The 12711-nt window shown below is 59.4% G+C and carries 7 protein-coding genes; 5 read left to right on the forward strand and 2 right to left on the reverse strand.

What is annotated here, in order from left to right; genetic code table 11:
- The gene (dop, locus tag QWU44_RS02915) at positions 1 to 1548 is read left to right on the forward strand and encodes a depupylase/deamidase Dop (RefSeq protein ID WP_370914187.1); all 1548 of its coding nucleotides are present in this window, start codon (positions 1 to 3) and stop codon (positions 1546 to 1548) included.
- A gap of 77 nt (positions 1549 to 1625) precedes the next feature.
- Here the strand turns inward: dop and QWU44_RS02920 are convergent, their stop codons facing one another.
- Positions 1626 to 3983: an HtaA domain-containing protein gene (locus QWU44_RS02920; protein WP_370914188.1), complete on the reverse strand. Its 2358-nt coding sequence runs from the start codon at positions 3981 to 3983 to the stop codon at positions 1626 to 1628.
- A gap of 593 nt (positions 3984 to 4576) precedes the next feature.
- A complete protein-coding gene (locus QWU44_RS02925; RefSeq protein WP_370914189.1) occupies positions 4577 to 8509 on the reverse strand; it encodes a Rib/alpha-like domain-containing protein in 3933 nt (1310 codons plus the stop codon).
- Between the two features lie 530 nt (positions 8510 to 9039).
- Between QWU44_RS02925 and QWU44_RS02930 the strand changes: the two genes are divergently transcribed.
- Genes QWU44_RS02930 through QWU44_RS02945 form a run of 4 tightly spaced genes read left to right on the forward strand, consistent with a single transcriptional unit; the run spans position 9040 to position 12684 of the window.
- Entirely contained in the window at positions 9040 to 9231 is a 192-nt protein-coding gene (locus tag QWU44_RS02930) for a ubiquitin-like protein Pup (protein ID WP_370914190.1), read from the forward strand.
- Between the two features lie 5 nt (positions 9232 to 9236).
- On the forward strand, positions 9237 to 10682 hold the full coding sequence (gene pafA / locus QWU44_RS02935; RefSeq protein WP_370914191.1) for a Pup--protein ligase: 1446 nt from the start codon (positions 9237 to 9239) through the stop codon (positions 10680 to 10682).
- Positions 10679 to 11683 (forward strand): helix-turn-helix transcriptional regulator, encoded by a 1005-nt coding sequence (locus QWU44_RS02940; RefSeq protein ID WP_370914192.1) that lies wholly within the window; start codon positions 10679 to 10681, stop codon positions 11681 to 11683. Before pafA ends, QWU44_RS02940 begins: the two co-directional genes overlap by 4 nt.
- Entirely contained in the window at positions 11680 to 12684 is a 1005-nt protein-coding gene (locus tag QWU44_RS02945) for a helix-turn-helix transcriptional regulator (RefSeq protein WP_370914193.1), read from the forward strand. Before QWU44_RS02940 ends, QWU44_RS02945 begins: the two co-directional genes overlap by 4 nt.
- Positions 12685 to 12711: the final 27 nt, after the last annotated feature.

Below are 12711 nucleotides of genomic sequence, written 5' to 3' on the forward strand. Positions count from 1 at the left end.
ATGACCCGTTTCATCGGTTCCGAGACAGAGTACGGTATCTCCACCCCGGATGATCCCACAGCTAGCCCGATCGTCACCTCCACCCACACCGTACTCGCCTACGCCGTCGCAACCGGTGCGTCTCTCCGCCGTACCCGCTGGAACTTCGGTGAGGAAACCCCTCTCCGTGATGCCCGCGGCTTCGACCTCCGGCGCTTCCGTACAGCCCCTGTCATCGATCCCAATACCGTCGGCGTCGCCAACGTGATCACCTCATCAGGTGCACGCTTCTACGTCGATCACGCGCATCCCGAGTATTCGGCCCCGGAAACCACCGATGCGATGCAGACGATGATCTACGATGCCGCAGGCGACCTGGTGATGAATCGTGCGGTGGAAGCGGTACGGCAGTACACCGACCGTGGTGAGAGTGTGATTGAAGGCCAATCTCCGTGCCCGCCTCTCAAGATCTACAAGAACAACGTCGACGGCAAGGGAGCGAGCTACGGTAGCCACGAGAACTACCTGTGGCACCGTTCCACGGACTTCGATGTCCTGACCCGGGCGATCATCCCCTTCTTCGTCACCCGTCAGGTGCTTATCGGTGCGGGCCGCGTCGGTCTGGGGGAACGGGGTGAGTTCCCGGGCTTCCAGATAAGCCAGCGGGCTGACTACATCGAACAGTCGGTGTCACTCGAGACGACCCTGAACCGGGGAATCGTCAACACCCGGGATGAACCACACGCTGACGCCGACAAGTGGGGGCGGCTCCACGTCATCATCGGGGACGCGAACATGTCCCAGACATCCAACCTGCTGAAGTTCGGACTCACCCCCCTGATCATCGAAGCGATCGAAGCCGGCGACGACTTCTCCGATCTGGAACTCGTCGACCCCGTTGCCGCGGTGAAGCAGATCTCCCGAGATCTCAGATGTAGTCGACTGCTCCAGCTCGCGGATGGCCGGGAAATGCGCGCGACAGCCATCCTCCGGGAGTATCTCTCCCGGTGCACTGCAACCGATCACATAGACCGGCTCGTTCTCCGGACGGCGGAGGACCTGCTCGATGATCTGGACATCGATCCGCTACGGACATCGGACCGGCTCGACTGGACGGCCAAGTTGTCCCTCATCCAGCGGTTCACTGATCGGGGTATCGACCTGAACCATCCCAAGATCGCACTCATCGATCTCCAGTACTCCGACATCGATCCCGAGCGTGGGTTGCATCATGCCCTTGTCCGGCGCGGCAGCATGCGGAGCCTCGTCGACTCTGCCGCGATAGATGCCGCGGTGCTCACCCCTCCGGAAGGAACGCGTGCATTCTTCCGGGGGGAGATCATGCGTCGCTGGCCCGATCAGGTGCTTGCGGCGAGCTGGGACACCATCGTCGTCAACGGCGACCGCGTGACCGGTCACCACCGGCTGCGGATGCCGGAGTTGGATTGTCTCACCCGGGCAAACTGCGAAGACCTGTTCGATCGTGCTGCTGATGCCACCGAACTCCTCCGACTCGTCGCGGAGCGGGGACTCGCCCCGTCTGACCTCATCGGAGGCCCCGGCCGCTGACTCCGCCGTACCCGCACCTGAAGAAGAGAACCCCGCACCGGGAACAGATTTTCCGGTATGGGGTTCTCTTCTTTTATCTAGCGGTGGAGAATGCTCGTGTTGATGAAGTGGATCAGTCCCGCGATGAGCGCGAAGATTCCACCGACAGACACGAGTGCCAGCAAACTGTTGCCTTTGAACCCGTCGAAGAGTCCGGAGAAGATGTTCTTCCCGTTGCTACCGTTCGGGGTCGGCGTAGTCTTCGCCTCAGTGACCTTCACCGTCAGATCAACGGTATCGGTACTCTCATCCGTGTAGGTGACCGTGACGGTGATCATGACATCACCGGCGGGAGCATCAGCAGCCGGTGCATAAGTGACGGCACCGGTCTTGGCGTCGATCGTCGCGCCTGCAACATCCTCAGCCAGACTGAAGACAGTTCCCTCGGGAGCGGACGCGGCCTCACGGTCAGCGGTGCTGGTCTCGTCGAAGAGCACCGTTCCGGAAGTGACGGACTCGCCTGCGGTCACCTCAAGGGCGGCCTCACCGAAGTACGCATCGACAGAGTCCGTCATCGGCGTGGTCTCGTCGGGGGTCTCTCCCATGGTGATGACGCTGATGTCAGGATCGTGCTGACCCTCTTCCCCGGGGAGCTCGAGGCGCTGGAGGCCAGCGTAGTCGACGTAGGCGATCTCACGGTGGTCGACGACGAAAGCATCACCGTCGACCAGGATGGTGGCGAGTGGCTCGTTTCTTTCCGCATTCTTCATGTTGCCGGAGAGCGACGCCTTACGGAGAACCTCACCCGTGGACGGGTCGACGGTCAGGAAGTTGTTCTTGCCGGTCGATACCAGGGCCTGACCTTCGGAGGTGAAGGTCATACCTGCGATGAGGCTGAGATCTTCCGGATTCACAGCGTGGTACGGCATGGTGAACTCACCGTTCTCATACCTCAGGAACGCTACATGCGAATTTGGGTAGTTGTTGTAGATACCGATGTTCGTTCCATCGGTTGCCACACCACGGAAGCTATGGCTGTGATCCTCGATCGCGGGGGTGAAAGCATGAACCAGCGCTGCTTTCGTGTCAGTGGCTGACGGAGTGATGTGAACCGGCAGAGCACCCGGATTCGAACCATCGGTCCGGGGGACAGCATGATCGTAGACATAAATGTAGGTGCCGTCGTTGAGGGCCCGCAGTCCGGACGTGGAGGAGAACACGTAAGGGGAACCGTATACCTCGTTGTAGTGGGCCTCGGTGTCCACATCCGGGTAGAGTTCGGTCTCCTTCGGGAGTTCTACGGTGGTCTTGCTGCCGTCGACGGTGATCGTCGTGAAACGGGCGGGGTAGTCGTCGACGGAGTCCCCGATCTTGGGCAGCAGGTGCAGGACACCGAGGGTGCCATCGGACGCGTCCCTCGCGAATCCCGAGACCGTTCCTTCAAGCGTGGCGACCTCCGTGGCGGATCCGATACCGGATGCGGTCACCGGGGCACTGTGGATCACACTCATCGCGGGGTCAGACTTCGGCTCCACCCAGTAGAGGGTGCCTGTCGCGGTGTCGAAGGCGGTGTCGGTCGCGCCGTTGGTAACGAACTCGAAGGTATCCGAGATCGTATCCAGGTCGTGCGATACGACAACGCCCTTACCTGCACCGTATTTGTTTGTCACATACAGGACTGATCCATCGGACAGAGCGTAGAGACGCTCGGAGCCACCAACCTCGACCGGAAGCTGAACGCTCTCGGCGAGAGAATAGCCCTCGGAGCCGGATGAGTTCAGTTCGGTCTTACCCGGGTAGGAGAAGGACAGGGAACTGATGTACGGATTTGTGGTGTAGAAATTGGAGAACGCTTCCTGTCCCTTCGGAAGAAGCGAGCCCGCAACACTGTTCCATGTGGTGGTGTCGGTCTGGTTGTTGTAGCGACCCGCTTTGAAGTCCAGGGTCGCGAACGGAACAACTTCCACGCCGAGCCATTCACCGGTCTGGTAGGTCCGGGAATTGACCGTCGCGTACAGTGTTCCGATTCCTTTGTCGGCGTTGAACACAATCTTCGGGTCCGCCACAGTAAGGTCCAGCTGGCAGTTACCGCGTACAGGTTCATTGCCTTCGCAGTACTTCATGTAGTTGACGGTTCCGCCGTACTGGACGACGGCGTTGCCTTCATCGTCCGTCTCGGTGGACTCGTAGGGCCACAGGAAGGTGCCGTCGACCATTTTGGCACCGTCGAGGATGTTGGTGGCCCCACCGGTGTAGTTGTTGAAGGAATCCCGGATTTCCCAGGAGAGAGCGGGGATGGAGACATCAACGTCCTGAGACGCACCGGTCCGGGGAGTGATGCCGATGGTGTCATCGACACCGGCGAAAGCCGGCGCCACGGAACCGAAACTGAGGGTGAGCGCGGTGACGGTTGCGAGGCCGAGTCGGGTGATTCGGCGGGAAGAAGTTCTGGGCACTGGCATGTCCTTAAGGATCTGATGTTCGGAATTGAACACCGATGGTCACGGTTTCCGATTGATCGGGTCTGCTGCACCGGTGGATGCAGGTAAGGGTAACAGAGGTTAGCCAGACCTCACCATCATTTCTGCAGCCATCTAATGTTTGCTAGAGCGTTAAATGACACCGCGCGACTTTCCGCCGATCCGCTCCGGATCGGCGGTCGTAGATTCAATGGCGAAGGGTCTATCGGTACTCAACCGAAAGATTGAATTATTGGGCCACCCACGGTGGGGAATGATCGCAGTCACCCCTGTTTCTTTGCGGTCGTGCGCTTTCCGATACAACAGTGACACGGAAGTTGCCCTTACGCGGAGTCCGCTCCTGCGGTGGTCCGACTATACGGGGGGCGGGGCTTTACACGTGTCCGAACTGTGCGTATTACCAATTGCACGGTGTTGATCAGGTTCACTCAGTGACGGACATTTCTGACCGGGACGGAGAATGCACGACGAAACCCGGCCCTGAGCTTTCGCCCGCTGGTGCGGGGGAGGCCCGGGGCCGGGTTCCGTTGATCAGTGTCCGGGACCACTGTTGGCCACGGACCTAGCATTTAGCTCCTGGGGAATCCGGGGAAGGACGGGAGGTGGAAACCACCGGGCATCTGAGCCATGAGGAACTGGATGACCGCAGCCATAACACTGAAGAATGCACCGATGGAGAGTAGCCCGATGATTCCCGTCGCGGTAGAAACCCCGACGGCGCTACCCGTGAGCTTATCCACGAGTGACGAAGAACCGGTGGGCCCGGTCTGCTCAGGCTGCTGTGCTGACACGACGACCATCACTGTTGACTCGTCTTTGGTGCCGTCAGCGTAGGTGACGGTGACCATAGCCTGGACGGTGGCGTCCTCGGCATCTTCCGGAGCTTCGTAGGTGACAACGCCGGTGCCGGTGTCGATGGAGAATCCGTCAGCCGGGACACCGGAGAACGCGAAGGTGGTGTCAGCCGGGGCCGATTCGGTCTCGACGGTGTCGGTGTCAGTCATGTCGAAGGTCGGTGTGACTGCCACGGATTCACCGGCCTTGACCTCGCCGTTGGCGTACACCGGAGTGTACTTGGCGTTGTCATCGATCTGCTGCGCGGCAGCGGAGACGATGAACACGGCGATGGCGGCGTCGGTCGAATTATCCGAGTACGTGGCGGTGACGGAGAACGCGACGTTCTGGGCTTCCGTGCCAGCAGCCGGTGTGTAGGTGATGACGCCGGTGTTCTCGTCAATCACCGCTCCTTCGGGGTTACCCGCCGGGGCGAGCTCGAAGGTGGTCCCGGCCGGGATCTCGCCTTCCTCGATGTCATCGGTGCCAGCCATGTCGGCGTAGGGCGCGGACGTTGCGCTCTCTCCGGCGGTGACATCCGTGTTCGGGTAGAACAGGTTGTACTTCGAGCTCTCGTCGGGCTCCGGGGTAGCTGCCTCGTTGACCTTGATCAGGCCGACCGCGGGGCGCGGGGCGGGGGTTCCGTCACCGTAGGTGGCCTGGACGTAGAAGAAGTAGCTCTGTCCTGCCTGGTCCTCGGTGGGGGTGAAGGTGACGACACCGGTGTTCTCGTCCAGGGTCATGCCTGCCGGGCGTGCTTCATCGTCCTTGTCCACGAACTTGAAGGTCGTGCCCGCAGGCATGTCGACGACGGTGTAGGGGTTAATTGTCGCAGCTTCGGGAGTCGCCACCGCTTCCTGTCCGGGATCCACGGTGACGGTCCCGCCGTAGTAGACGTAGACCTCGCTCTGGGCGGGCTCGTCCTTCTTCACGTTGATGACCGGACCGGTCTTCTGGGTCTTACCGCTGGGGAAGGTGACGTTGACCTGCGGGTAGATTGCGCCCTCTGCGTCAGCAGGCGCCACATAGGTGATGGTTCCCGTCGTGCTGTCGACACTGACCCCGTCGATATCCTCGATGAGCTCGAAGGTGAAGCCATCCGGAATGTCCTTCTTCTCGCTCCCGGCTTCGATTCCACCGAGCTTCGGCGTGGTCGTTGCGGTCTCACCGGGGGCGACGGTGATCGCATCCGGATACCAGACCTGCTCGCTGTAGGTCGGCGTCGCGGCCTCCGCCTTGAGGGAGACACCGGAGAGCTGGGTGCTTCCGTCCTGGGTGAAGGTCACGCGGATCTTGACGTTCTTGACGTCGTCGGTCGCTTCGGTCGGGGAATAGGTGACCACGCCGGTGTTCTCATCGATCGAGGCACCTGCGGGGACATCGCCCTCGAACACGAAGGTCGCGGCCGGGACATCTTTGTTTTCACCGTCAGCAACGAATGCTGGTGCCACTGTGCCGGTTTCACCGGCGGTGACGGTCAGTGCGTCTTTACCGTAGAACACCTTGCCGGTGTCCGCGATGGGATCGGCGGCGGCGCTGACCTTGAAGGTCACGGTGTATTCGTCGGTGGTGGTGTCCGGATAAATGACCGTAACAGGGACCACGACATTGGTGTCAGCCTGGGTTTCAACGGCTTCGAGAGTGACTGTACCGTCAACACCGACAGTTGCCCCTTGAACATCTTCCGCGATAACGAATTCTGTACCGGCCGGTGCAGTACCCATCTCAGTTTCGTCGGTGACGATCATGTCGAAGGTCGGCGCGGGTGAGGTCACCGGGGTACCGACGGTCGCTTCCACGGCGGTGTCATCCACCATGGGCTCGTAGCTGGTCGCATCATCGTACTCACCGACGGTGACGCGCTCGACGGTGGAATCGGCGACTGTTTCGGATACGTTCCGAGTGATCGTGGCGAGCCTCGTGTGCTCATCACTATAGCTATCGCTATCGTCGGGGATGCTGACGAGAAGCTTCCCGCCAGCGGAAATCAGGTTGTTGTAGTTACTGTTTCCGACTTTATAGAAATCAGTCGCCACATCAAGGACGACACTTGTCTGGACACTGCCGTCGACGGCGCTGAGACTGGTCAACGTGTTGTTTGCGGAACTCAGGATGTAAAGCGAATCACCATCCGCAGCGACACCTGATATGACCTGGAAGGTGGCAGCAGAAGTATTGGTGTAAATCGGTGTCAGTTCGCCGTCGGCGTAGCGGTAGAAACCTACGACAGTGTGATTGTTGCCTCTCTCATTTTCGGTTCGGCCGTTGTAGAGCGCGACGATATCACCGTTGACGTACAGACCGTTGATGTTCTGATAGTCGGCGAAAAGCTCCGCAGCACCGGTAAGGAGTGAAGCCTTGTCATCCCCGTTCGGGGTAATATGAATCGGGACCGCGCCCTTATCGGGCGTGACCTCGAAATCGTTGACGAACACCCAGGTGCCGTCGGACAGTGCCGCGAGGCTGTTCTTCGAATTGAAGGACCTGCCGAAAGCATCGTCTCCGTACCAGGGGCTGCTGTCGTCGATTTCCGGGTGCAGCTCCTTGGCGGAGGGTAACGGAGTGACTGTTGATTCTCCGTCCGGAGTGATCTCCACGAAGCGGGCGTAAGTAGGCTCCGAATTATAGGTCGGGACAAGCACCAGACCTATGGTTCCGTCGGGCTGAACAGCAAGGCCGTTAACATGACCGGCATCACCGAGTTCGCTGATCCGTTCTTCGCCCCCGATGGTACCGTCCGCACCAAGTATCCCCTTATTCACATTATTGTTACCATCAACCCAGTAAAGGGCTTTTGTTGCTGTATCTGCAGCGATAAGGAAATTACCTTGGACATCCAGCTCGCGAGCCTCTGTGATTGACTCAAACCCGGGCTGAAAAACTGCCGCTGTGGCAGCACCATAACTCTTGTAAATCTGAAGGACGGATCCATCATCGAACTGAATCGTCTTCAATTTGTATGCGGTGTTGAAGTTGGACTTCGCCGCGGAGTAATTGTCGACCTTGAGCTCGGCGTTCCGCTTCTCCTCGGTTGCACCCGGGTAGGTGAACTCGAGGTTCCCGAGGGCACCGGTTCCGAGGAATGCGTTGTCGGCGGCCGCCTCGGTGGGGGTGGCAGCGACGTCAACCCAGGTGGTGTCCGTATCGGTGTTGTTGAACCTGGCGGCGGAGAAGTCCAGGGTGGCCAGTTCAACGACCTCGGGGCCGAACCATTCAGTACCGTCCATGGTGGAGTGCACGGTGGCGGAGACGGAACTCGTGCCATCGAGATCAACAGTGACAACCGGGTCGGTGAAGGTCACGTCGATGGCACAGGTGCCGCGCGACGGGTTAGCCGGGTCGTCGCACTCGCCGAGAATCGTGACGGAGCCGGTGTAGCTGACGGTCTTCGCCGTGTCATCCTTGGCGACATAGGGGAAGACGAACTGCTCCGCCTCGGCATCGTAGCGCGCGCCATCGGCGGCTTCGAAGGAGGTTGCCTTTCCGCGGAACATCTCGTTGATGCCCCAGTGGAATGCATCCGTGTCAGCGGCGTAGGCCTGTGTAGTACCTTCCGTGGCTTCCACACCCTTGGTGTAGGTGGCGTCAGCGAGGGCCACACCGACAGGACTGATGGGGGAGAGGGTGAGGGAGAGGCAGGCGATTGCTGCGATTCCCGCTCGAGACATACAACGATTTGATTGAGCCATTCAGATTTTCCTTATGTTTTATTCATGTATTCGCAAAGATGTGAGTGGCACACCTTCGAGAGTAATTCACTGAAGAGGTGAAAGTCACCCTCCCCGAGAGGCCTGGACTAACAAACAGTAACGTGTTTCACCTGCATATTTTCATCCACCGAGACATTCCCGGGCCAGGCCTCCAGCCAACCAGTTGGAGTGGATGGGGCTTACCAGCATATAACCTAACATAGATTAGGCTAAGTATGTCTGCATTAGACAAGGGTCTAAACCTATCATCCACACAGTCCCCATTAAGTTTTTAGCTCCCATCTAGCCCCGTTTCCCATGTCGCGGATCTTTTTCAATCGAAACCTCTCCGGGTGAACACCTTGCAACACAGGAATCGTGGTACCCCCGGACCAAACCTTCCGGAACGTCGCTACAGTTGAACCCGGAGCAAATACAGATTGCGCACCCGGATATCCTCTGGGTGTGCAGCGGTTCTATGCCAAGAACACGCCAAGGAAAGGACGACAATGGCAAGCAATCCAACCATTCATGCCAGCGGCGGCCATGACCGCAGTGACGATGACATCCTCGGTCAAGATGCGGTGCAGTCACAGATCAACACCCATGGAACCGATGACCTACTCGATGAGATTGACGGACTGCTCGAGTCGAACGCCGAAGAATTCGTGCGTTCCTACGTCCAGAAAGGCGGTCAGTAATCAGCATGACCGCGTCTGCGACGGGGGCACTGACCAGACGGATCATGGGCATCGAGACCGAGTATGGGATCTCCTGTACAACGGCCGACGGTAGCAGGATGATCCCTGACGAACTCGCACGGCTCATGTTCCGCCCTGTGGTGGAGGAACACGCGAGTTCCAACATCTTCACGTCTTCGGCGGCCCGTCTCTACCTCGATGTCGGCTCGCACCCGGAGTGGGCAACCGCCGAATGCCGTTCAATTACCCAGCTACTCAATCATGAGCGAGCGGGGGACCGGATCGTCGACGGGCTCGCACAACAGGTCGAGAACGATCTGGGGAAAGGAACACGTGCTTACGTATTCAAGAATAACGTCGACTCAATCGGTAATTCGTACGGGTGCCACGAGAATTATCTCGTGCGCCGGGAGCTGTCCCTGAAAAAGCTCGGATTGGCGTTGGTTCCGTTTCTCATCACTAGGCAGCTCATCGCAGGCGCTGGAAAAATCTACCGACCATTCCCCGGTAGCCCGAGTGAAAAATACGGTACCGGGTTCTGTGTCTCACAACGGGCGGACCACGTGTGGGAGGGTGTCTCTTCGGCGACAACCCGTTCTCGTCCGATGATCAATACCCGGGATGAGCCACACGCGGATTCCGAGCGTTACCGTCGTCTCCATATCATTGTGGGGGATTCCTCGATGTCGGAACCGACTTTTGCACTGAAAATCGGTTCTGCACTTCTCGTGCTGGAGATGATCGAGGCCGGTTTCCCGTTGCCGGAACTTGAACTAGCCAACGATACTGCGGCAATCAGGGACATCGCCCGTGATCTCCACGGACGAACCGTTCTCCCACTGACAGATGGTGGAACGATCACCGCCCTTGAACTCCAGAACAGATACTGTACTGCAGCCGAGAAGTGGCTGGAGATCCGGGAACCTTCTGAGGGAGGTACCCCAGCCGAGGAACTCGCCCGGATCGTCGACCTCTGGCGGAGAATGCTCACAGCTTTGGATACCAGTGATTTTTCGCCGGTGGATACCGAGATCGACTGGGTGATCAAACGTAAACTGATCAGCCGCTACCAGGATCGTCTCGGAGTGGGAATAGACCATCCGAAACTGGCCCAGGTTGATTTGGCTTACCATGATGTTCGTCCGGGCAGAGGTCTCTACTCCACGCTTATGGAGCGGGGACTCATTTCTCGGTGGACGACCGACGAGGCGATCACCGCGGCCATCGGCGCCCCACCGCAGAACACCCGTGCCGCGTTACGGGGGAGGTTCCTCGACCATGCACGACAACTCGGCGCACCGGTCACCGTGGATTGGATGCGCCTACGCATCAACCGCCCTGAGCCACAGGTCGTGCTACTGGGTGATCCTTTCGCATCGGTAGATTCGCGGGTGGATGACCTCATCTCCTACATGGACACCCACGCAGCGGAGTACGACACAGCATCATGACTGAAAAGGACGAGGGCTTGGAGCGCCTGATCAACCTAACGTTCGCGCTTCTCGACGCCGACCAGAACTACGGCGGCAGACTCCTCACCGCAGCATGGGTGAAGGACAATGTCGCCGGGTACTCGGGCCGCAGTATGGATGCGGCCCGCCGGATGTTCAACCGGGATCTCGCTGTCCTTCGGGCAGCAGGTGTTCCTGTGGAAATGGTCGCTGACCGGGTACATCCCGGTCAGACGGGCTACCGCCTGCAGTCCGAAGACTATTCACTTCCCGAGGTGAGTTTCACATCGGCTGAGGCTACCGTGCTGGCACTGGCGGGTGATATGGGACTCGGACGACGGCTCGCCGCCTTCGCACGCTCAGGTTGGACGAAACTCGCTGCGGCAGGAGTCTCCCGGGAACTCGGGACGGTTCCGGTTGTCAGTATGCTTAACGATACCGCGCATCTCAGTCCGCAGACTCTCGATACACTCCTCAGCGCCTGCAGAAGTGGACGACGTATCACATTTACATACTCCCGGGGCCCGGTCGGGGATTCCGCCACACGGAGGATGGATCTGTGGGGGCTGGTGAACCACGAAGAACGGCTGTACATCGTCGGCCACGACGTAGACAGGGACGCGGTACGGTGCTTCCGGATCACCCGTGTGCGGGACGTCGGTATCGTCGGCGACGCCACGCACGCGCGCCCGGAAGGCGGCGACGAGTTCCTGCACAATCTCGTAGTCAATTCCTTGAAACGGGGACGTGACCTCGTAGATGTCCGGTTCCGGGCTGAGCCCGGAACCGCCGGGGAGCTCACAGCCGCCGCCGAGCATGAGTCCGACGACATCCACGTGCTACGGAACGTCGACCGCGACTGGATCATACGCACCGCTGCGGCGCATGCACCGCAGGTCGTCGTCACGGAGCCGGAGGAGATTCGGGCTGAGATCATCTCCATGCTGTCCGTATCTGTCCAGCATTCCGACGCGGGCAAAAACCCGGGGGACACTCGATGAACGGGAAGAAACTGGGGGCAACCGGGGTGAACAACAAACTCGTCGATCTGATCAGGATGCTCAACCTTCTGCCTTATTTCACAGTGCACCCGGGTAGGTCGATCATGGAGGCTGCGGGAGATCTCGGTTGTCCGCCACAACAGATCATGGATGATCTCAACCGTCTCTGGTGTTGTGGTCTACCGGGACTGGGACCGGCGGATCTGGTCGATCTGGAACATTCCTATCCGTCTGTGCACGTGACCAACAGTCAGGGTATGAACCGCCCGCTCCGTCTGACCCCGACAGAAGCCGGGGCGCTTCTCCTCGCTCTCGAATCCCTGGAGAAGGTCGATGGACTGACAGATCGGACAGCGGTGGTGAGCGCCGCCACCAAACTCCGTGCGATCATGGCGGACAATACCGTCGCTGTCGTTGATTCAGTCGTGTCCGATGAGTTTCGTGCATCCGTATCACCGACCTTGGAAACCATCCGGAACGCCCTGGAGAACAGGACCGTTCTCGCCTTTACGTACTACAGTGCAGCAAGCGATACCACTTCATTCCGCAGAGTGGTTCCCGCTCGTGTCTTCACCAAGGAGGGGCACACCTATGTCACCGCGTGGGATACCTTGGCCACCACTCACAGGACGTTTCGGACAGATCGGATGAGGCAGGTGGAAATGACCGAGGAAAACGGTGATCCACACCTGAAAGAGCTCCGTTTCAACGCCGACGATCCCTTCTCCTTCACCACCGTCACCTGCCACGCCGAGATCCGGATCCGAAAGGACGCGATCTGGCTCGCGGATTACGTCCCCATGGATCTTTCAGGCGATCTCTCCGCCGACGGCGGCTGGTACCGCGCCAGGATGCCAGTGTCCTCACGTGACTGGTTCATACGTTTCATCCTCGGACAAGGGGGACGGGTGAGAGTCGATGCACCCTCTGATCTGGTCGCAGCGGTGTCGGAACGCGCCGATGCAGGGCTGGCCGCGTATCATCATGGTGCGGGAGCGTGACCAGCTCCATCCACCGCACGAACGAAA

Source organism: Corynebacterium sp. CCM 9203 (genome assembly GCF_041357675.1).
Classification (GTDB): Bacteria; Actinomycetota; Actinomycetes; order Mycobacteriales; family Mycobacteriaceae; genus Corynebacterium.